This window comes from Escherichia sp. MOD1-EC5433 (genome assembly GCF_002966005.1).
GTDB lineage: Bacteria > Pseudomonadota > Gammaproteobacteria > Enterobacterales > Enterobacteriaceae > Escherichia > Escherichia ruysiae.
Genome location: NZ_PTRL01000005.1, coordinates 166,293 through 185,791, shown reverse-complemented (window position 1 = coordinate 185,791; position 19,499 = coordinate 166,293). Strand labels below are relative to the sequence as shown.

Annotated in this window: 22 protein-coding genes; 12 read left to right on the top strand and 10 right to left on the bottom strand. The window is 50.7% G+C overall.

The genetic code is table 11. The features are described 5' to 3' along the window. Nucleotides 1–182: 182 nt before the first annotated feature. Nucleotides 183–536 carry a DsrE/F sulfur relay family protein YchN gene (ychN, locus tag C3D30_RS12595; RefSeq protein ID WP_001169665.1) on the top strand — a complete coding sequence of 118 codons (354 nt, stop codon included), beginning with the start codon at nucleotides 183–185 and terminating at the stop codon, nucleotides 534–536. A gap of 55 nt (nucleotides 537–591) precedes the next feature. Here ychN and chaC read toward each other — a convergent pair whose 3' ends face one another. Both chaC and chaB read right to left on the bottom strand, forming a co-directional pair. Further along, nucleotides 592–1,287 carry a glutathione-specific gamma-glutamylcyclotransferase gene (gene chaC / locus C3D30_RS12590; RefSeq protein WP_010351803.1) on the bottom strand — a complete coding sequence of 232 codons (696 nt, stop codon included), beginning with the start codon at nucleotides 1,285–1,287 and terminating at the stop codon, nucleotides 592–594. A 157-nt stretch (nucleotides 1,288–1,444) separates the two neighbouring features. Beyond that, nucleotides 1,445–1,675, bottom strand: coding sequence for a putative cation transport regulator ChaB (gene chaB / locus C3D30_RS12585; protein WP_001146436.1), 231 nt, complete (start codon nucleotides 1,673–1,675; stop codon nucleotides 1,445–1,447). A gap of 267 nt (nucleotides 1,676–1,942) precedes the next feature. On the opposite strand from chaB, the gene chaA reads away from it, so the two are divergent. The 4 genes from chaA to C3D30_RS12565 all read left to right on the top strand — a co-directional run bounded on the left by chaA (nucleotide 1,943) and on the right by C3D30_RS12565 (nucleotide 4,626). Continuing rightward, nucleotides 1,943–3,043 (top strand): sodium-potassium/proton antiporter ChaA, encoded by a 1,101-nt coding sequence (gene chaA, locus C3D30_RS12580; protein ID WP_000180147.1) that lies wholly within the window; start codon nucleotides 1,943–1,945, stop codon nucleotides 3,041–3,043. A 405-nt stretch (nucleotides 3,044–3,448) separates the two neighbouring features. Beyond that, complete coding sequence (locus C3D30_RS12575; protein ID WP_000170954.1) at nucleotides 3,449–3,556, top strand: type I toxin-antitoxin system toxin Ldr family protein; 108 nt, start codon at nucleotides 3,449–3,451, stop codon at nucleotides 3,554–3,556. Between the two features lie 427 nt (nucleotides 3,557–3,983). Continuing rightward, entirely contained in the window at nucleotides 3,984–4,091 is a 108-nt protein-coding gene (locus C3D30_RS20355) for a type I toxin-antitoxin system toxin Ldr family protein (RefSeq protein WP_001441942.1), read from the top strand. Between the two features lie 427 nt (nucleotides 4,092–4,518). Next, nucleotides 4,519–4,626, top strand: coding sequence for a type I toxin-antitoxin system toxin Ldr family protein (locus C3D30_RS12565; protein ID WP_001441942.1), 108 nt, complete (start codon nucleotides 4,519–4,521; stop codon nucleotides 4,624–4,626). Between the two features lie 146 nt (nucleotides 4,627–4,772). Here C3D30_RS12565 and kdsA read toward each other — a convergent pair whose 3' ends face one another. The 6 genes from kdsA to hemA are packed head-to-tail and all read right to left on the bottom strand — an operon-like array spanning nucleotide 4,773 to nucleotide 10,077. Then, on the bottom strand, nucleotides 4,773–5,627 hold the full coding sequence (gene kdsA, locus C3D30_RS12560) for a 3-deoxy-8-phosphooctulonate synthase (RefSeq protein WP_000811058.1): 855 nt from the start codon (nucleotides 5,625–5,627) through the stop codon (nucleotides 4,773–4,775). 35 nt (nucleotides 5,628–5,662) lie between these two features. Beyond that, the gene (sirB1, locus tag C3D30_RS12555) at nucleotides 5,663–6,472 is read right to left on the bottom strand and encodes an invasion regulator SirB1 (RefSeq protein ID WP_001257033.1); all 810 of its coding nucleotides are present in this window, start codon (nucleotides 6,470–6,472) and stop codon (nucleotides 5,663–5,665) included. 3 nt (nucleotides 6,473–6,475) lie between these two features. Further along, a complete protein-coding gene (sirB2, locus tag C3D30_RS12550) occupies nucleotides 6,476–6,868 on the bottom strand; it encodes an invasion regulator SirB2 (protein ID WP_000200409.1) in 393 nt (130 codons plus the stop codon). Next, nucleotides 6,865–7,698 carry a peptide chain release factor N(5)-glutamine methyltransferase gene (gene prmC, locus C3D30_RS12545; protein ID WP_000456437.1) on the bottom strand — a complete coding sequence of 278 codons (834 nt, stop codon included), beginning with the start codon at nucleotides 7,696–7,698 and terminating at the stop codon, nucleotides 6,865–6,867. The genes sirB2 and prmC overlap by 4 nt, the downstream gene beginning before the upstream one ends. Beyond that, nucleotides 7,698–8,780: a peptide chain release factor 1 gene (gene prfA, locus C3D30_RS12540; protein ID WP_000804729.1), complete on the bottom strand. Its 1,083-nt coding sequence runs from the start codon at nucleotides 8,778–8,780 to the stop codon at nucleotides 7,698–7,700. The genes prmC and prfA overlap by 1 nt, the downstream gene beginning before the upstream one ends. A 40-nt stretch (nucleotides 8,781–8,820) precedes the next feature. Further along, on the bottom strand, nucleotides 8,821–10,077 hold the full coding sequence (hemA, locus tag C3D30_RS12535; protein ID WP_010352454.1) for a glutamyl-tRNA reductase: 1,257 nt from the start codon (nucleotides 10,075–10,077) through the stop codon (nucleotides 8,821–8,823). 213 nt (nucleotides 10,078–10,290) lie between these two features. On the opposite strand from hemA, the gene lolB reads away from it, so the two are divergent. From lolB to dauA, 4 genes are all read left to right on the top strand, one after another. Continuing rightward, nucleotides 10,291–10,914 carry a lipoprotein insertase outer membrane protein LolB gene (lolB, locus tag C3D30_RS12530; protein WP_001130692.1) on the top strand — a complete coding sequence of 208 codons (624 nt, stop codon included), beginning with the start codon at nucleotides 10,291–10,293 and terminating at the stop codon, nucleotides 10,912–10,914. Continuing rightward, the gene (ispE, locus tag C3D30_RS12525) at nucleotides 10,914–11,765 is read left to right on the top strand and encodes a 4-(cytidine 5'-diphospho)-2-C-methyl-D-erythritol kinase (RefSeq protein WP_001260349.1); all 852 of its coding nucleotides are present in this window, start codon (nucleotides 10,914–10,916) and stop codon (nucleotides 11,763–11,765) included. Before lolB ends, ispE begins: the two co-directional genes overlap by 1 nt. 150 nt (nucleotides 11,766–11,915) lie before the next feature. Beyond that, a complete protein-coding gene (prs, locus tag C3D30_RS12515; RefSeq protein WP_001298109.1) occupies nucleotides 11,916–12,863 on the top strand; it encodes a ribose-phosphate diphosphokinase in 948 nt (315 codons plus the stop codon). A gap of 124 nt (nucleotides 12,864–12,987) precedes the next feature. After that, complete coding sequence (gene dauA / locus C3D30_RS12505; RefSeq protein WP_001033163.1) at nucleotides 12,988–14,667, top strand: C4-dicarboxylic acid transporter DauA; 1,680 nt, start codon at nucleotides 12,988–12,990, stop codon at nucleotides 14,665–14,667. 59 nt (nucleotides 14,668–14,726) lie between these two features. Here the strand turns inward: dauA and ychH are convergent, their stop codons facing one another. Beyond that, on the bottom strand, nucleotides 14,727–15,005 hold the full coding sequence (gene ychH, locus C3D30_RS12500; RefSeq protein ID WP_000823884.1) for a stress-induced protein YchH: 279 nt from the start codon (nucleotides 15,003–15,005) through the stop codon (nucleotides 14,727–14,729). Nucleotides 15,006–15,281: 276 nt separating this feature from the next. Here ychH and pth point away from each other — a divergent pair, with 276 nt between their 5' ends. The 3 genes from pth to C3D30_RS12485 all read left to right on the top strand — a co-directional run bounded on the left by pth (nucleotide 15,282) and on the right by C3D30_RS12485 (nucleotide 17,431). Beyond that, nucleotides 15,282–15,866: an aminoacyl-tRNA hydrolase gene (pth, locus tag C3D30_RS12495; RefSeq protein WP_000152950.1), complete on the top strand. Its 585-nt coding sequence runs from the start codon at nucleotides 15,282–15,284 to the stop codon at nucleotides 15,864–15,866. 116 nt (nucleotides 15,867–15,982) lie between these two features. Next, nucleotides 15,983–17,074: a redox-regulated ATPase YchF gene (ychF, locus tag C3D30_RS12490; protein ID WP_000505865.1), complete on the top strand. Its 1,092-nt coding sequence runs from the start codon at nucleotides 15,983–15,985 to the stop codon at nucleotides 17,072–17,074. Nucleotides 17,075–17,254: 180 nt separating this feature from the next. Further along, entirely contained in the window at nucleotides 17,255–17,431 is a 177-nt protein-coding gene (locus C3D30_RS12485) for a hypothetical protein (RefSeq protein WP_016158417.1), read from the top strand. Between the two features lie 35 nt (nucleotides 17,432–17,466). Here the strand turns inward: C3D30_RS12485 and dhaR are convergent, their stop codons facing one another. Beyond that, nucleotides 17,467–19,386: a dihydroxyacetone kinase operon transcriptional regulator DhaR gene (dhaR, locus tag C3D30_RS12480; protein WP_105286948.1), complete on the bottom strand. Its 1,920-nt coding sequence runs from the start codon at nucleotides 19,384–19,386 to the stop codon at nucleotides 17,467–17,469. Nucleotides 19,387–19,499: the final 113 nt, after the last annotated feature.

The following is a 19,499-nucleotide window of genomic DNA, read 5'->3' as shown; positions in this document are numbered from 1 at the left end:
ACGTCAGTAATTTCCGGTAAAAATGAACACCCATTACTTTATAGAATAACGATTACTGGTAACTTTTCTCGTACTTTCTCATGCTTTATGGAAAATCCTAAAAATGTGGCAAATTGGTCAGACAGCGTAAAAGCAGTAAGATAGAAGTCGGAAATCTAATTATCTGAATACAGGAGTGAGTAATGCAAAAAATCGTGATCGTTGCCAATGGCGCGCCCTACGGGAGCGAATCCTTATTTAACAGCCTGCGGCTGGCCATTGCGCTACGGGAGCAGGAGAGCAACCTGGATCTACGTCTGTTCCTGATGTCTGATGCGGTAACTGCCGGATTACGCGGACAAAAACCGGGGGAAGGCTACAATATTCAGCAAATGCTCGAGATCCTCACTGCGCAAAATGTGCCTGTGAAATTGTGCAAAACCTGCACCGATGGTCGCGGTATCAGCCCACTTCCGCTGATTGATGGAGTTGAAATTGGCACACTGGTCGAGCTGGCGCAATGGACGCTGGTTGCCGATAAAGTGCTCACATTTTAATTACAGTATGGGGCGCTTAAGGCTACAGAAACGCCCCGCTGTGATGACTGTTTCATCAGGCAAAACCGGGCCGCAAGACACCATCCGGGAAATTCTCCGCCAGCAGTTTTTTCACCGACACCAGTAGATCATTCAGCCCGTCATCCTGCATCCCCAGTTTGTTGAGCTCTTGTTCCAGAGAAAATAAATACTGTGCATTGGTTCCAAGTGGACCACTCGCCGCAGCAATCAACGGAGCAATCACCTGAGCTCGGGTATCAGATTCATATTCAGGATGGCGCGGATCCATAATAAACACCAGCGCATTGACTGTGCGCCCGTCGTCAAGATCAAGCTGGCACCAGGTTGGCAGATAGCAGCCGGTAATCATCTCCCGTTTCCACAGCAGGGTCAGTTCCTGCTCCAGCGTCTCTTCCGGCAAGCGATACGCCACTCCCGTGGTGCGACCGCCCTCTTTCAGGGCAAGCATCCTTCCCGGCTGGTGTGCAGTCCCCCTTCCGGCGGTCAGGCGCAGACAGAATGCCCGATGCCAGCCAACCAGCGTACCGGTACAGGACTCGATAAACTCCAGCGCCGGATTCCACATCAACGATCCATAACCGAAGATCCACACCGCCCCCTCATCAGGACGACAAGCCAGCGTAGCTGCCAGCGAGGCTGCCCGCTGTTCTGCCGACCATAAGAGTGATTCTTCAATAGTGCCAAATGCCGTTTTACAATCGGCATTCATCAAGAAATCCCGAGTTATCACCTTATACCTCCGCCACTGCATACTTCCCTGCGACAACTTTTTGGTGTCTTCCGGACATTTTTACTGCTCATTTTGGAACCATTACCGGGACAATATGCAATCTGCAGACCACTTGCAAGGCGGCGCCGCACGAATAGCTTTAACTCATCACCGGGAGTTATAACTTTTTATGCCATTTATCATCACTCCCTTTGGCATATTCATGTTTCACTGCTGCCCAGGCCACTTTATGCGCTGTCTCCTCCCGACTGGCATCATCACGCCGATCTTCTTTATCTTTATATTGATCCCAGGCGCTGTTGAATGCCTCTTTATAGATATCCTGGGCATGGGACGGTAGAACGTGTTTTACATTTTCCGGCAGATCGCTTTTTGTTTTATACGGCATTGTTGACTCCTTTTTTAAAGGTGAACTTTAAGTGTGGTCAACAAATCCACGCTTGCCAGCATATAAGACTTTTCACGTCAGACTTTTCTTAAGAGGTGCTAATACAAACGTTGTCTAAACACGTTGATTATTTTTATACCCCAAAGAGTAAAAAAGCGACAGTGGGGTAAAATTTCGTAAAATGTTACCGATATCCAGACACTTTCTGTTATTTTTTCTGCCTATTTATTACATTTTCGACAAATTCATCTGCAAAGGATAACCATAATGACAAATGCTCACGAGGCGGTAAAAACCCGCCACAAGGAGACCTCTCTTATTTTCCCGGTTCTGGCGCTGGTAGTGCTGTTCCTTTGGGGAAGCAGTCAAACACTACCAGTGGTCATAGGCATCAATCTTCTTGCGCTTATTGGTATTTTAAGCAGCGCCTTTAGTGTTGTCCGTCATGCGGACGTATTAGCCCATCGACTGGGAGAACCTTATGGTTCTCTTATTCTTAGCCTTTCCGTGGTTATTCTTGAAGTCAGCCTGATATCAGCCTTAATGGCGACTGGCGATGCGGCGCCGACGTTAATGCGAGATACGCTCTATTCAATCATTATGATTGTTACTGGTGGACTGGTTGGTTTTTCATTACTGTTGGGCGGGCGCAAATTTGCCACCCAATATATGAATCTGTTTGGTATTAAACAGTATTTAATCGCCCTGTTTCCATTGGCAATTATTGTGCTGGTATTCCCGATGGCCCTGCCTGCGGCGAATTTTTCAACCGGTCAGGCGTTGCTGGTGGCATTAATTTCCGCAGCAATGTACGGAGTATTTTTGCTAATTCAGACCAAAACGCATCAAAGTCTGTTTGTCTATGAACATGAAGATGACAGTGATGATGACGATCCGCACCATGGCAAACCCTCTGCCCATAGCAGCCTGTGGCATGCCGTCTGGTTGATTATCCATTTAATTGCAGTGATAGCGGTTACCAAAATGAACGCAAGTCCGCTGGAAACACTGCTCACCAGCATGAATGCCCCGGTGGCCTTTACCGGTTTCCTGGTGGCGCTATTGATTCTTTCGCCGGAAGGTTTAGGGGCGTTAAAAGCGGTATTAAACAACCAGGTCCAGCGCGCGATGAATCTGTTCTTTGGTTCGGTTTTAGCGACAATTTCGCTTACCGTACCTGTCGTCACGCTGATCGCCTTTATGACAGGCAATGAATTGCAGTTTGCGCTTGGTGCGCCTGAAATGGTGGTGATGGTAGCCTCTTTGGTGCTGTGCCATATCTCCTTCTCCACCGGACGTACTAACGTGCTCAACGGCGCTGCACATCTGGCACTCTTTGCCGCCTATTTGATGACAATATTTGCCTGACATTGATATCTCCCCTGGCGACGGAAGCTGGGGGAGATAATAAAAATACCTGCCCGGTTCCTTTCTTCAGTTATTCTGAACAATTCGTCAGACATGATTGCGAGCCTGTACCACAACATGCAAGAAAGCACTGCAACAGTTGATGAAAAGCTGGAATGAACTCTTCATTACGAACGTTTCAGTGGTGAAGTAAAGAAGACTTGAGACGTAGTATCCACACCAAGCCGGGATTATCCGGTGAGGCGCAATGTTGTGGGGGCTTTATCCCTGGCGGCATTGGTTGCTGGAAAGAGAAAACCCCCGCACGTTGAGAGGTAAAACCTGACAACAGAACGGGGGCTAATCTTGAACCATCAACAATTCAAGAATAGCCGCAAAATGTTGTCATTACAACAAGGCGGTTATATGACGCTCGCGCAGTTTGCCATGATTTTCTGGCACGACCTGGCAGCACCGATCCTGGCGGGAATTATTACCGCAGCGATTGTCGGCTGGTGGCGTAACCGGAAATAAGGTGAATACGGGCGTCAGGCTGCCGTGATGGCAATATGCGCCCGAAACCGGCCGCAGGGGTAACAGCCTGCGGCCTTTTTTGTCTTTATCTCTTTCAGAAGTAGACACCGTCAACCCAACCTGGAAGCATCAACCAGAGCATTCATGAAACAACTGCAACAGCTGATAAAAAGCCGGAATGCATACTGCATTACGAACATTCCTGGGGTGAAGTGAAGAACACTTGAGATATAGAATCCACACCAAGCCGGCGTTATCCGGTGAGGCGCAATGTTGTGGGGGCTTTATCCCTGGCGGCATTGGTTGCTGGAAAGAGAAAACCCCCGCACGTTGAGAGGTAAAACCTGACAACAGAACGGGGGCTAATCTTGAACCAGAACAATTCAAGAATAGCCGCAAAATGTTGTCATTACAACAAGGCGGCTATATGACGCTCGCACAGTTTGCCGTGATTTTCTGGCACGACCTGGCAGCGCCGATCCTGGCGGGAATTATTACCGCAGCGATTGTCGGCTGGTGGCGTAACCGGAAATAAGGTGAAAACGGGCGTCAGGCTGCCGTGATGGCAATATGCGCCCGAAACCGGCCGCAGGGGTAACAGCCTGCGGCCTTTTTTGTCTTTATCTCTTTCAGAAGTAGACACCGTCAACCCAACCTGGAAGCATCAACCAGAGCATTCATGAAACAACTGCAACGGCTGATAAAAAGCCGGAATGCATACTGCATTACGAACATTCCTGGGGTGAAGTGAAGAACACTTGAGATATAGAATCCACACCAAGCCGGCGTTATCCGGTGAGGCGCAATGTTGTGGGGGTTTTATCCCTGGCGGCATTGGTTGCTGGAAAGAGAAAACCCCCGCACGTTGAGAGGTAAAACCTGACAACAGAACGGGGGCTAATCTTGAAACCAGACACTTCAAGAATAGCCGCAAAATGTTGTCATTACAACAAGGCGGCTATATGACGCTCGCACAGTTTGCCGTGATTTTCTGGCACGACCTGGCAGCACCGATACTTGCGGGAATTATTACCGCAGCGATTGTCGGCTGGTGGCGTAACCGGAAATAAGGTGAATACGGGCGTCAGGCTGCCGTGATGGTAATATGCGCCCGAAACCGGCCGCAGGGGTAACAGCCTGCGGCCTTTTTTGTCTCCGTCAACCATGAAAAAAGCCTTACCGCAGAACGATAAGGCTTTTGTTTTCAAGCAAAAAATTACTTGCTGGTATCCAGTTCTTCGAAACCTTTCACCAGATCATCAATCGCTTTCATCTGCTTGAGGAACGGTTCCAGTTTAGCCAGCGGCAGCGCAGATGGGCCATCGCATTTTGCGTGTTCCGGGTCCGGATGCGCTTCAATAAACAGCCCCGCCAGACCTACCGCCATACCAGCACGTGCCAGCTCAGCCACCTGAGCACGACGACCACCAGAAGCTGCACCAAACGGATCGCGGCATTGCAGTGCGTGGGTCACGTCGAAAATCACCGGCGAGTTGCCAGAAACTTTCTTCATAATGCTGAAGCCCAGCATATCGACAACCAGGTTGTCATAGCCAAAGTTAGCGCCGCGATCGCAAAGAATCACTTTATCGTTGCCGCCTTCTTTGAATTTATCAACGATGTTACCCATCTGACCCGGGCTGACAAACTGCGGTTTCTTGACGTTAATTACCGCACCGGTTTTCGCCATGGCTTCCACCAGGTCAGTCTGACGAGCGAGAAATGCCGGTAACTGGATCACATCCACAACATCAGCAACTGGCTGTGCCTGGCTTGGTTCGTGAACGTCGGTGATAATTTTCACGCCAAAAGTTTGCTTCAATTCCTGGAAGATTTTCATCCCTTCTTCCAGGCCCGGTCCACGATAAGAGTGGATAGAGGAGCGGTTGGCTTTGTCAAAAGAGGCTTTGAACACGTAAGGGATACCCAGTTTCTGGGTCACGGTTACGTAGTGTTCGCAAATGCGCATCGCCAGATCGCGAGATTCCAGCACGTTCATACCGCCAAACAGCACGAACGGCAGGTCATTTGCTACGTTGATGTCGCCAATGCTAACCACTTTTTGTTTCATAGGATCGCCTTAATCTTAAGTAAAATGTCGATTAATTAATGCAGCACAATATGTTTATGCGCGATGTTATTAATTTGCGCACGGATCATTTCGCTGATCGGGTCTTCCGGACACTGTTCAACGAAATAACTTAAATCATTTAACGCAACGTGTTCGCAATCCAGTTGCGCGTAAATCAACCCACGATCGCGAATTTCATACGGATCTTCTGGGTTGAACTGTAATAAGGCCTCGCTGGTGCGTAATGCCAGTTCCATCTGATTTTCTTCCATCAGCGACGCTTTCAGCGTATCCAATAGTTTGCGGATAACCTCAATGTTATCGGCTTCATCCAGGTCTTCATAAAACAGTTCCGCTGACGGGCTGATATTTCCCTTTAACCATACATCCAGCATATGTTCGCTTAACGATTCACCGTTAAAAGGGTTAATCAACCAAATTTCGCCATCCGGACATTCAATGCGCAATATAAGCTGCGTCGGGAATATCACCGGCATCAGCGGCAAATCAAGACGATTAGCGACCCACACCAAAACGGCGCCTAATGATACCGCACTGCCCTGCCGATTTTTTAACACCTGATCCAACCATAATGCATCGGAAAGACGATAAACACCGCGTGAGGCTTTAAATCCCCATTCGCCGTAAAACAACGCGATCAATTTTTCCAGCTGCTCTTCTAAAGGCAGAAGCTGGCTAATTTCTTCCTTCGCCAGATTAACGAGACGCTCCAGTTCGTCGTATACATCTTGCGAGGGAAAATCGCGGCGGATTGCTTCGCAAGCCAGGATCATGCCTTCGCACAGCGGCGCTTTATTAAATTCGAAATCAGCTAACGATCTCATGACTTACCCCAGTAACGGTACTTTTGTGGTGGCGAGTTTAATGATGATGTACAGCACCACCAGCGCCAGCGGGAAGGCAATAATGCGCACCTGCTGACTGTGCACCCGACGATAATCGAGAGCAATAAAACCCAAAACGATATAAATGATAACTCCAAACAGCTTTTCAGTCAGCCATTGTGCCTGCCCGGAAAATGGCAGGATGTGCGCTTTAGCCATTAGCGCAACGCCGCTTAACAATAACACCGTGTCGATAACCGGCGGCGTAATGCGCGTCCAGCGAGCAAATGCCTGAGGATGCTCCTGATAACGTAGCCAGAAACGTAAGGTTAGTAGCCCAACAGAAAGCGCGATGCTAATGAGATGAACGCTAAGCAGCGTAGTAAAACTTGTCATCGATAATAGCGACCAAGCGTCACGCGCTCGTTATCACCGTAGTCCCGGCAGGTTTCGACATTACGATAACCCGCCTGCATAAATGCCTGTCGAACCACTTCGCCCTGCTGCCAGCCATGCTCCAGAAGCAGAAATCCGCCAGATGTCAGTGCGTTACGAGACTTTTCGATGATGTGAACGATATCCGCCATACCGCTGTCTGCCGCAACCAACGCCGACAGCGGCTCAAAGCGGACATCGCCTTGTTGAAGATGGGGGTCCTGCTCGTCAATATATGGCGGATTGCTGACAATCATCGCAAATTGCTGCTCGCCAAGCGCACTAAACCAGTCGCTTTGCAGGATATGGATATTTTTAATCGCCAGATGCTGCGCATTACGCTTCGCAAGGGCAACAGCATCCGGCATTCGGTCAACGGCGGTTACCTCACAATCTGGACGCTCGCTGGCCAGCGCCAGCGCAATTGCCCCGGTGCCCGTACCGAGATCGAGAATACGACAAGACTGTTCAGGCAACCGCGCCAGAGCCTGTTCCACCAGACATTCGGTGTCAGGACGGGGAATTAAGGTCGCTGGCGAAACAAATAACGGCAACGACCAAAATTCACGCACACCGGTTAAATGAGCAATAGGTTCACCCGCACGACGACGCGCCAGCAGTACGTCGAGTTGCTCACACTGCGCATCAGTCAGCAGTGTTTCGCCAAAAGCGAGAATGAAGGTGCGTCCCTTGCCGGTAACATGCTCCAGCAAGATTTCAGCATCGCGACGCGGACTTTCGCTCGCCTGAAGTTGGGTTATTGCGTCACGCAACCAGTGTTGATATTCCATTATTCTTGCTCGGACAACGCCGCCAGTTGGTCAGCCTGATGTTCCTGGACGATCGGCTCAATCAGCATATCCAGCTTCCCTTCCATCACTTCATCCAGACGGTAGAGCGTCAGGTTGATACGGTGGTCGGTGACGCGCCCCTGCGGGAAATTGTAGGTACGGTTACGGTCGCTGCGATCGCCACTGCCCAGCAGGTTACGACGGGTAGACGCCTCCGCCTGCTGGCGTTTTGCCATTTCTGCTGCGTGGATGCGAGCACCAAGTACAGAAAGAGCTTTAGCTTTGTTTTTATGTTGTGAACGTTCGTCCTGACATTCAACAACAATACCGGTTGGTAAGTGGGTAATACGGATTGCCGAATCGGTGGTGTTAACGTGCTGCCCGCCTGCCCCTGAAGAGCGGAAAGTATCAATGCGCAAATCTGCCGGGTTGATATCCGGCAGTTCCGCGTCAGGCAGTTCTGGCATTACAGCAACGGTACAAGCAGAAGTATGAATACGCCCCTGAGATTCAGTGGCCGGAACACGCTGCACGCGATGACCGCCGGATTCAAATTTCAAACGACCATATACACCATCACCACTGATTTTGGCGATGATCTCTTTATAGCCACCATGCTCGCCCTCGCTGGCGCTCATGATTTCCACGCGCCAGCGACGGGCTTCTGCGTAACGGCTGTACATACGGAACAGATCGCCGGCAAATAATGCGGCTTCATCACCACCGGTTCCGGCACGCACTTCGAGGAAGGCGTTGCGTTCGTCATCAGGATCTTTTGGCAGCAAGAGAACCTGAAGTTGTTGTTCCAGTTGCTCGCTTTTTTCTTTAGCTTCGCGCAGTTCATCCTGCGCCATTTCACGCATTTCAGGATCGTCGAGCATCATCTGTGCGGTTTCGATATCTTCCTGAACCTGTTGCCAGTCGGTGAAACAGCGCGAAACATCACTTAACTGCGCATATTCACGAGATAATGCGCGAAAACGTTCCTGGTCAGCGATGGTTTGCGCATCACCCAGCAGCGCCTGAACTTCTTCATGGCGTTCATGCAGGGCTTCCAGTTTGGCAACGATAGAAGGCTTCATAGGCGTAAATGCACCCTGTAAAAAAGAAAATGATGTACTGCTACTCCAGCCCGAGGCTGTCGCGCAGAATATTCAGGCGTTCGTTATCCCCGTCACGGGCGGCCTGTTGAAGTGATTTCGTTGGCGCATGGATCAGGCGGTTAGTCAGTTTCCATGCCAGATCCTGCATAATGGCTTGCGCGTCTCCGCCCTGCTCAAGGGCGGCTAACGCTTTGGCGGTTAACTCATCGCGAACCTGCTCTGCCTGACTGCGATACTCGCGAATGGTTTCGCTGGCGCTTTGTGCGCGCAGCCACGCCATAAATTCGCTGGTTTCCTGAGCGACGATAGTTTCCGCCTCAACTGCTGCAGCTTTACGCTGCGCCAGGTTATGCGAAATAATACTTTGCAGATCGTCAACGCTATAAAGATAAGCATTCGCCAGTTTGCCGACTTCCGGCTCAACATCGCGCGGAACGGCAATATCCACCAACAGCATCGGTTGGTTGCGACGGCTTTTTAATGCGCGCTCCACCATACCTTTACCGATGATCGGTAACGGGCTTGCAGTGGAACTAATGATGATATCGGCTTCACGCAGACGTTCGTCGATATCGCTCAATGCAATCACTTCCGCACCGACTTCATCTGCCAGAATTTGGGCACGTTCACGAGTACGGTTGGCGATAATCATCTTCTGAACTTTGTGTTCGCGCAGGTGACGCGCCACCAGCTCGATGGTTTCACCCGCACCAACCAGCAAAACCGTTACCGTTGAGAGCGATTCAAAGATCTGCCGCGCCAGCGTACAAGCCGCAAAAGCGACAGATACGGCACTGGCGCCAATATCCGTTTCAGTGCGGACGCGTTTTGCTACAGAGAAAGATTTCTGGAACATGCGTTCCAGCTCGCTCGCCTTCATATGGCCTTTTTGCGAATCAGCAAATGCTTTTTTCACCTGACCAAGGATTTGCGGCTCACCAAGGACGAGTGAATCAAGCCCGCTGGCAACACGCATCAGATGGCTGACCGCGTCGTTATCCTGATGCCAGTAGAGGCTATTACGCAGATCTTCTTCGTTGAGATTGTGGTAATCGCACAACCAGCGAATGAGCGCCTCTTGCAGGTTATCCTGCTCTTCAACGCTAAGATAAAGTTCCGTGCGGTTACACGTCGACAGCACCACGCCGCCCTGCACCATCGGCTGCGCGAGCAGGCTGTCAAGCGCCTGATCGAGCTTGTCCGGCGAAAACGATACACGTTCTCGTAGCGATACAGGTGCCGTTTTATGGTTAATACCGAGTGCTAAAAGGGTCATGTCTGCGGGAAATAATACCAACGTTGATATGGTTAGTCTGCTCGCATCATACAGGATGCGTGGGATCAATAAAAGAGAGCGCCCCCTTTTGGAGTAATTGCCAAAAGCCGTTAGATTCTGGCAATTAAGACAACTTGAACATAGACGATAGCGGACGGTAACGCTAGCATTAAGGGTTATAACTGCAACGTATCTCAAGGACTTGTCATCACTATGCCCCTGCCCGATTTTCGTCTTATCCGCCTGCTACCGCTGGCTGCCCTCGTGCTCACTGCCTGTTCCGTTACCACGCCAAAAGGCCCCGGCAAAAGCCCGGATTCCCCGCAGTGGCGTCAGCATCAGCAAGACGTTCGTAACCTCAATCAATATCAGACACGCGGTGCATTTGCGTATATTTCCGACCAGCAGAAAGTGTATGCCCGCTTCTTCTGGCAGCAAACTGGCCAGGATCGCTACCGTCTGCTGCTGACTAACCCATTGGGAAGCACCGAACTGGAGCTGAATGCTCAGCCGGGTAACGTGCAGCTCGTAGATAACAAAGGTCAACGTTACACCGCCGATGACGCCGAAGAGATGATTGGCAAATTGACAGGAATGCCGATTCCGCTCAACAGCTTGCGTCAGTGGATTTTAGGTTTGCCTGGTGATGCGACCGACTACAAACTGGACGATCAGTACCGCCTGAGCGAAATCACCTACAGCCAGAACGGCAAAAACTGGAAAGTCGTATACGGTGGTTATGACACCAAAACGCAACCTGCGATGCCTGCCAATATGGAACTCACCGACGGTGGTCAGCGCATCAAGTTAAAAATGGATAACTGGATAGTGAAATAATGCGGACACAGTGGCCCTCTCCGGCAAAACTTAATCTGTTCTTATACATTACCGGTCAGCGTGCGGATGGTTACCACACGCTGCAAACGCTGTTTCAGTTTCTTGATTACGGCGACACCATCAGCATTGAACTTCGTGACGATGGGGATATTCGCCTGTTAACACCCGTTGAAGGCGTGGAACACGAAGATAATCTGATCGTTCGCGCAGCACGGTTGTTGATGAAAACAGCAGCAAACAGCGGGCGTCTTCCGGCGGGAAGCGGTGCAGATATCAGCATTGACAAACAATTACCGATGGGCGGCGGCCTGGGCGGTGGTTCATCGAATGCCGCGACTGTTCTGGTGGCGCTGAATCATCTCTGGCAATGCGGCCTGAGCATCGATGAGCTAGCGGAAATGGGTCTGACGCTGGGCGCAGATGTTCCTGTATTTGTCCGTGGTCATGCCGCTTTTGCTGAGGGAGTGGGTGAAATATTAACGCCAGTGAATCCGCCAGAGAAATGGTATCTGGTGGCGCACCCTGGTGTAAGTATTCCGACACCGGTGATTTTTAAAGATCCTGAACTCCCGCGCAACACGCCGAAAAGGTCAATTGATACGTTGCTAAAATGTGAATTCGGTAATGATTGCGAGGTTATCGCAAGAAAACGTTTTCGCGAGGTTGATGCGGTGCTTTCCTGGCTGTTAGAATACGCCCCGTCGCGCCTGACTGGGACAGGGGCCTGTGTCTTTGCTGAATTTGATACAGAGTCTGAAGCCCGCCAGGTGCTAGAGCAAGCCCCGGAATGGCTCAATGGCTTTGTGGCGAAAGGCGTCAACCTTTCCCCATTGCACAGAGCCATGCTTTAAGCCGGGCAAGCTGAGTTTCGGTGACAACGTCACCTTGTTCCAGACGTTGCATCGCGCTCTTTAATACACCGCCTGGAAAGAATATTGCCTGGCCCGCACAGTTTTCGGCAGATTCTTTCCACCAATGGACGCATGCCTGAGGTTCTTCTCGTGCCTGATATGAAGCTTTTTGCTGGTAACGCCACCCCGGAACTAGCACAACGTATTGCCAACCGCCTGTACACTTCACTCGGCGACGCCGCTGTAGGTCGCTTTAGCGACGGCGAAGTCAGCGTACAAATCAATGAAAATGTACGCGGTGGTGATATTTTCATCATCCAGTCCACTTGTGCCCCTACTAACGACAACCTGATGGAATTAGTCGTTATGGTTGATGCCCTGCGTCGTGCTTCCGCAGGTCGTATCACCGCTGTTATCCCCTACTTTGGCTATGCGCGCCAGGACCGTCGCGTCCGTTCCGCTCGTGTACCAATCACTGCGAAAGTGGTTGCAGACTTCCTCTCCAGCGTCGGTGTTGACCGTGTGCTGACAGTGGATCTGCACGCTGAACAGATTCAGGGTTTCTTCGACGTTCCGGTTGATAACGTATTTGGTAGCCCGATCCTGCTGGAAGACATGCTGCAGCTGAATCTGGATAACCCGATTGTGGTTTCCCCGGACATCGGCGGCGTTGTGCGTGCCCGCGCTATCGCTAAGCTGCTGAACGATACCGATATGGCAATCATCGATAAACGTCGTCCGCGTGCGAACGTTTCCCAGGTGATGCATATCATCGGTGACGTTGCAGGTCGTGACTGCGTACTGGTCGATGATATGATCGACACTGGCGGTACGCTGTGTAAAGCTGCTGAAGCTCTGAAAGAACGTGGTGCTAAACGTGTATTTGCGTACGCGACTCACCCGATCTTCTCTGGCAACGCGGCGAACAACCTGCGTAACTCTGTAATTGATGAAGTCGTTGTCTGCGATACCATTCCGCTGAGCGATGAAATCAAATCACTGCCGAACGTGCGTACTCTGACCCTGTCAGGTATGCTGGCCGAAGCGATTCGTCGTATCAGCAACGAAGAATCGATCTCTGCTATGTTCGAACATTAATCGAACCCGGCTCAAAGACCCGCTGCGGCGGGTTTTTTTGTCTGTAATATCCATTTGTATGACCTATGCCTCCTTCACCTGCCATTTAGTTGACAGATGATGCGCTCACGGATGAAACATTATTGTGAACAAAATATTCTTCTCACATGTGATGCCTTTCCGCGCTCTGATCGACGCTTGCTGGAAAGAAAAATACACTGCCGCACGGTTTACCCGTGACCTGATTGCCGGGATTACCGTCGGGATTATCGCTATTCCGCTGGCGATGGCGTTGGCAATTGGTAGTGGCGTAGCTCCGCAGTACGGTTTATATACCGCTGCTGTTGCAGGGATTGTCATTGCTCTGACGGGTGGGTCGCGTTTTAGCGTTTCCGGTCCGACTGCGGCATTTGTGGTAATTCTCTATCCTGTTTCGCAACAGTTTGGACTGGCAGGCCTGCTGGTTGCGACGTTGTTGTCGGGGATCTTTTTGATCCTGATGGGGCTGGCGCGCTTCGGTCGCCTGATTGAGTATATTCCGGTTTCCGTTACCTTAGGCTTCACTTCGGGTATCGGGATCACCATCGGTACGATGCAGATTAAAGATTTTCTCGGTCTGCAAATGGCACATGTCCCGGAACATTATCTGCAAAAAGTTGGCGCATTATTTATGGCGCTACCGACCATTAACGTGGGCGATGCCGCAATTGGTATTGTAACGCTTGGGATACTGATTTTCTGGCCGCGTCTGGGCATTCGTTTACCTGGTCATCTTCCGGCCTTGCTGGCTGGTTGTGCGGTGATGGGTATTGTTAACCTGCTCGGTGGACACGTTGCTACCATCGGCTCGCAATTCCACTACGTCCTCGCCGATGGATCTCAGGGTAATGGTATTCCGCAACTGCTGCCGCAACTGGTACTGCCGTGGGATCTACCTAATTCAGAATTCACGCTGACCTGGGACTCCATACGCACACTGCTGCCTGCGGCATTCTCAATGGCAATGCTCGGCGCAATCGAATCTCTGCTCTGCGCTGTGGTACTGGATGGTATGACCGGGACTAAACACAAAGCGAACAGCGAGCTGGTCGGTCAGGGTCTGGGGAATATCATTGCCCCGTTCTTTGGTGGTATTACCGCTACAGCCGCGATCGCGCGTTCTGCCGCTAACGTCCGTGCCGGTGCAACCTCGCCCATCTCGGCGGTGATCCACTCGATTCTGGTTATTCTCGCCCTGCTGGTACTGGCACCGCTGCTCTCCTGGCTGCCGCTTTCCGCCATGGCTGCCCTGCTGTTAATGGTGGCATGGAACATGAGTGAAGCACACAAAGTGGTCGACTTGCTGCGCCATGCGCCGAAAGATGACATCATCGTCATGCTGCTTTGCATGTCGCTGACCGTGCTGTTTGATATGGTTATTGCCATCAGTGTGGGTATCGTACTGGCATCGCTGCTGTTTATGCGTCGCATCGCCCGTATGACTCGTCTGGCACCTGTGGCGGTAGATGTTCCTGACGATGTACTGGTTCTGAGAGTTATTGGTCCGCTGTTTTTCGCTGCGGCTGAAGGCTTATTCACCGATCTTGAATCGCGTCTGGAAGGCAAACGAATTGTTATTCTGAAGTGGGATGCAGTTCCGGTGCTTGATGCCGGTGGCCTTGATGCGTTCCAGCGTTTTGTGAAGCGCCTGCCTGAAGGGTGTGAACTGCGGGTGTGTAACGTGGAATTCCAGCCACTGCGCACCATGGCTCGTTCTGGTATTCAACCGATCCCTGGACGCCTGGCGTTCTTCCCGAATCGCAGCGCAGCAATGGCTGATCTGTAAGAAAGGCATTAAATTGACCAGTCAGCGCAAACTGACTGGTCAGCAAACTACATTATGCGTTAGCTATGACGACGATTATCGTTACGGCGGCAACGTTTGTCATAGTGGCGAACCCACCAGTAACGGTCACACACCTGTTCATGCCCGCCAACACGGGCACCCGCCAGCCAGAGAATGGCACCGACGAAAATACTCAGCACTGCACCATGTGCGAAATACTGGGGCATATTAAACTGTGGTAACTGGTTGAGGATTGAATACCCCACGCCGACCACCATGACCACCAGACCCAACCCCATGAGCACGTTACCGAGTAACGAAGCGTTTTTGCGTTTCATATGTCACCTCCGGAACTTTCTGGGTTGTAACAGGGAATACCCCTCTTCCTTATGTGTAAAGTATAGACAACACCCTGTAGGTTATGTGCGGGCGTGATCACAATTACAACCCTTATTTCAACAAAACTTTACAAATAACCGCCTGAACACCCTGACTTTCTAATAGTTCGCAGAGGCAATGATTGTGTTGTCTGCGTATAAGGTGCTGTTTTTTGTCAAGCGAGGCCACAACCAGTAAACTACGCGCCAGTTATGCACTCACTCAGGACAAAAAACGTGACGATTAAATTGATTGTCGGCCTGGCGAATCCCGGCGCTGAATACGCCGCAACGCGACACAATGCTGGCGCCTGGTTCGTTGACTTACTGGCGGAGCGTTTGCGCGCCCCCCTGCGCGAAGAAGCTAAATTTTTTGGTTATACCTCGCGAGTTACCGTTGGAGGCGAAGATGTCCGCCTGTTAGTCCCGACCACATTTATGAATCTCAGCGGCAAAGCCGTCGCGGCGATGGCCAGTTTTTTCCGCATTAACCCGGACGAAATTCTGGTCGCCCACGACGAACTGGATCTGCCCCCTGGCGTCGCCAAATTTAAGTTGGGCGGCGGCCATGGTGGTCACAATGGACTGAAAGATATCATCAGTAAATTGGGTAATAACCCTAACTTTCACCGTTTACGCATTGGAATCGGTCATCCGGGCGATAAAAACAAAGTTGTCGGGTTTGTGTTAGGCAAACCTCCTGTTAGTGAACAGAAGTTAATTGATGAAGCCATCGACGAAGCGGCACGTTGTACTGAAATGTGGTTTACAGATGGCTTGACCAAAGCAACGAACCGATTGCACGCCTTTAAAGCGCAATAAGTCGTTGTCTGCGGCATTTTTGCCGCGTGCCGTGTATAATAGGCAGAGTTATTTCCATTTCTACAATCTGTTTACGATAACAGGTTGATTATTAAGATATTAAGGTGATTTAAATCATGGGATTCAAATGCGGTATCGTCGGTTTGCCCAACGTCGGGAAATCTACCCTGTTCAACGCGCTGACCAAAGCCGGTATTGAAGCGGCCAACTTTCCATTCTGCACCATCGAGCCGAACACAGGCGTTGTGCCAATGCCCGATCCGCGTCTGGATCAACTGGCTGAAATCGTAAAACCGCAGCGTACGCTTCCCACGACCATGGAGTTTGTCGATATCGCTGGCCTGGTAAAAGGCGCATCGAAAGGCGAAGGTCTGGGTAACCAGTTCCTGACCAACATCCGTGAAACCGAAGCGATCGGTCACGTTGTTCGCTGCTTTGAAAATGACAACATCATTCACGTTTCCGGCAAAGTTAATCCGGCAGACGATATTGAAGTTATCAATACCGAGCTGGCTCTGGCGGATCTCGACACCTGTGAACGTGCGATTCACCGCGTACAGAAAAAAGCCAAAGGTGGCGATAAAGACGCGAAAGCCGAGCTGGCGGTACTGGAAAAATGCCTGCCACAACTGGAAAACGCAGGTATGCTGCGCGCGCTGGATTTAAGCGCAGAAGAAAAAGCAGCTATTCGTTACCTGAGCTTCCTGACGTTGAAACCGACGATGTACATAGCTAACGTCAACGAAGACGGTTTTGAAAACAACCCGTATCTGGACCAGGTGCGTGAAATCGCGGCGAAAGAAGGTTCTGTTGTCGTTCCGGTTTGTGCTGCTGTTGAAGCCGACATTGCCGAACTGGACGACGAAGAACGTGACGAATTTATGCAGGAGCTGGGACTGGAAGAGCCGGGTCTGAACCGTGTGATCCGTGCCGGTTATAAACTGCTGAACCTGCAAACTTACTTCACCGCCGGGGTGAAAGAAGTGCGCGCATGGACCATTCCGGTTGGTGCAACCGCGCCGCAGGCTGCTGGCAAAATCCACACCGATTTTGAAAAAGGCTTTATCCGTGCACAAACCATCGCGTTTGAAGATTTCATCACTTACAAAGGTGAACAAGGCGCGAAAGAAGCAGGCAAAATGCGTGCAGAAGGTAAAGATTACATCGTTAAAGATGGCGATGTGATGAACTTCCTGTTTAACGTTTAAATCCCCTGACGGTTAATAATGAGCCATTATGTGAATCGCACATAATGGCTTTTTTACGCCTGCTACGCTGCTTCTTTCAATTCTGAGCTACCAAAACTCATAATCAGACTTCTGGCAATATTAACAATGCGGTCTTTATGTGATAACAATCACAGTGCATTAACTGTTCAAGAGTTTGTCATGAAAAAAACATTTACCTTCAGCCTGTTAGCAATTGTCTTTGCGAGCCTGTTAAGTGCTTGTGTTCCTCACCATCATCACCGCCACAGCGATGGCCCGCGTGGTCCTGCGGCTTCCGGTAAGCCAATGCCACCTTCAAATGGTGGGCCAAATCATGGCAGTCATGGTCGCTATTAATTAGCAAGTCATACGCGGGAGAGTGCATACTCCCGCTATCCCCGGCGCTTAAACTGACCCGCATCAATGCCATATTGTTTCATTTTTCGCCACAGCGTGGTGCGACCAATTCCAAGTAACGCCGACATTTCCAGAATACGTCCGCCAGTCACCTGGGCGGCGTTAATAATCGCTTCTTTTTCGACTTCCGCAAATGACAGACTGGTGGAAAGACGCGTGGCGCTGATATCTTCTGTCGCCTGTTCGGTAAACAGATGCTCAGGCAAATTACTGACGCGAATACGCCCGTTGTCGCTGCTCAGGGCAAGGTTCTCAATGACGCTATACAGTTCAAAATCATTACCGGGCCATGCGCAGGAGACCAAACGAGCAAGCGCATCATCATCAATCTTCAAACGGGTTGAGAAGCGTTTTTCGAGATTACGCAATTTATTATTCACCAGCGCCGGAATACTGCCGCGCCGCATACGCAGAGGCGGGATGGTAATTTCAAATGCATGGAGCGCGTAATAAAGCTGGCGACTAAAGCGATTTTGTTCCACCAGCATTGCCAGATCTGCGGTCGTTGTGGCAATCACTTTGACATCAATCGGGATTAAACGCCGCGCATCCAACCGCGTGATAACGCCCTGCTTGATGACCTGAAGCAATGCTGACTGTAACTCCATCGCCAGATACTCAATCTTTTCGAGAAACAGCGTGCCGCCGTGTGCCAGTTCCAGACGACTCAGACGGCCATTTTTATTCTCCGTGCGATCGCCGCCAATAAATTCTTCCACCAGCGTCGCATCACCATATAACTCGCAATTGACGGCGATATAGGGACCTGCGGCGCGTTCGCTTTCATTATGAATCGCCTGGCTTAACAGGGCTTTACCAACGCCTTCTTCTCCACAAAGTAACACCGGAAAACTGCTGCGCGCCGCCTGACGACCAAAATGAATCAAGCGGCGGGTTTGCGGATCATCCTGTGGCATATGAGCAAAAGTATGACTAACTTTGCCTAATTGACTGGTCATCAATTGCCGCATCTGTTCCACCGGATGCAGCAGCAGAATAAAGCTGGTTCCCTGAGCTTCAACTATCGGTTTAAGGGTAATGACCGTATCAATAAACTGGTGCTGACTTTCAAAGGTCGCTTCCACATGTTTGAGCGGATGTGCCTGTTTTATTGCCTGTTGCAACACGGCGGGTAACGTTAACAGTTCCGTGATTGCTCTTCCCTGACTTGCCGTCACATCCAGACGTAAAACACGCGCCGCCTGAGCATTGATAAATTGCAGATTACCCTGCTCATCCCAGCTAATCACGCCATCGTCCATACTTTCTAACAGGGCGTTAAGCTGATTTAAATGCCGATTAGTTTCAGCCAGCAAACTGTCCGTTAGCAGTAAGTTTCCCACCTCGCGAGCAATTGCCAGCGTCAACGGCAAATCGGCTGCTGTCGATTGTTCCGCCGGACATGCCAGGGCTATCGTCCCCGTCAATCGCCCCTTGCTGTCAAACAGCGGCGTTGCACAAAATGCCCATTTCCAGAGCGCCTGTTTAAAATGTTGATCGGCTATCGTTTTCACCGCCTGACCAGAGATAGCCGCTAACGATAACGCACAAGTACCGATGATTCCTTCGGCACAATAAGTGCCGTCATTAAATCCCAACGCACTAAGCTGCTCCATAGTCTGCGGATCACCATAACGGCTAAGGATGCAGGCAGTTTCATCGAGAATAAGCAAAACGCACGCTCGTGGCGCCATATATTCCAGGGCATCTTCCAGCGCCGCCTGACCAAGTGTCAGCATCGCCTTTTTACGCCGACAGATAGTAGCAAATGTCACGCCCTGGGCCTGGTGCGGTACGCTCCACGATTCCCGTTTCATCAGTTTGCGGCATCGCTCCCAGGATGCTGCAATCCAGGGAGAGTTAGCCTGGTCATCGTTGTGAAAACCGCCTCTCATATTCCACTCGCTTCTGGCAAAAGGTGTTCTGACTCGCAATTTTAAGTATCAGGACATTCTTGTGTTCCATTATGGAACATTTATTAAAACATATGTTTCACCATGAAACATAA

What these genes read in the sequence shown, in the direction of transcription:
- ychN (WP_001169665.1), top strand. Translation starts at nt 183, where the DNA reads ATGCAAAAAATCGTGATCGTTGCCAATGGCGCGCCCTACGGGAGCGAA.
- chaB (WP_001146436.1), bottom strand. Translation starts at nt 1,675, where the DNA reads ATGCCGTATAAAACAAAAAGCGATCTGCCGGAAAATGTAAAACACGTT.
- chaA (WP_000180147.1), top strand. Translation starts at nt 1,943, where the DNA reads ATGACAAATGCTCACGAGGCGGTAAAAACCCGCCACAAGGAGACCTCT.
- C3D30_RS12575 (WP_000170954.1), top strand. Translation starts at nt 3,449, where the DNA reads ATGACGCTCGCGCAGTTTGCCATGATTTTCTGGCACGACCTGGCAGCA.
- C3D30_RS20355 (WP_001441942.1), top strand. Translation starts at nt 3,984, where the DNA reads ATGACGCTCGCACAGTTTGCCGTGATTTTCTGGCACGACCTGGCAGCG.
- C3D30_RS12565 (WP_001441942.1), top strand. Translation starts at nt 4,519, where the DNA reads ATGACGCTCGCACAGTTTGCCGTGATTTTCTGGCACGACCTGGCAGCA.
- kdsA (WP_000811058.1), bottom strand. Translation starts at nt 5,627, where the DNA reads ATGAAACAAAAAGTGGTTAGCATTGGCGACATCAACGTAGCAAATGAC.
- sirB1 (WP_001257033.1), bottom strand. Translation starts at nt 6,472, where the DNA reads ATGAGATCGTTAGCTGATTTCGAATTTAATAAAGCGCCGCTGTGCGAA.
- sirB2 (WP_000200409.1), bottom strand. Translation starts at nt 6,868, where the DNA reads ATGACAAGTTTTACTACGCTGCTTAGCGTTCATCTCATTAGCATCGCG.
- prmC (WP_000456437.1), bottom strand. Translation starts at nt 7,698, where the DNA reads ATGGAATATCAACACTGGTTGCGTGACGCAATAACCCAACTTCAGGCG.
- prfA (WP_000804729.1), bottom strand. Translation starts at nt 8,780, where the DNA reads ATGAAGCCTTCTATCGTTGCCAAACTGGAAGCCCTGCATGAACGCCAT.
- hemA (WP_010352454.1), bottom strand. Translation starts at nt 10,077, where the DNA reads ATGACCCTTTTAGCACTCGGTATTAACCATAAAACGGCACCTGTATCG.
- lolB (WP_001130692.1), top strand. Translation starts at nt 10,291, where the DNA reads ATGCCCCTGCCCGATTTTCGTCTTATCCGCCTGCTACCGCTGGCTGCC.
- ispE (WP_001260349.1), top strand. Translation starts at nt 10,914, where the DNA reads ATGCGGACACAGTGGCCCTCTCCGGCAAAACTTAATCTGTTCTTATAC.
- ychH (WP_000823884.1), bottom strand. Translation starts at nt 15,005, where the DNA reads ATGAAACGCAAAAACGCTTCGTTACTCGGTAACGTGCTCATGGGGTTG.
- ychF (WP_000505865.1), top strand. Translation starts at nt 15,983, where the DNA reads ATGGGATTCAAATGCGGTATCGTCGGTTTGCCCAACGTCGGGAAATCT.
- C3D30_RS12485 (WP_016158417.1), top strand. Translation starts at nt 17,255, where the DNA reads ATGAAAAAAACATTTACCTTCAGCCTGTTAGCAATTGTCTTTGCGAGC.
- dhaR (WP_105286948.1), bottom strand. Translation starts at nt 19,386, where the DNA reads ATGAGAGGCGGTTTTCACAACGATGACCAGGCTAACTCTCCCTGGATT.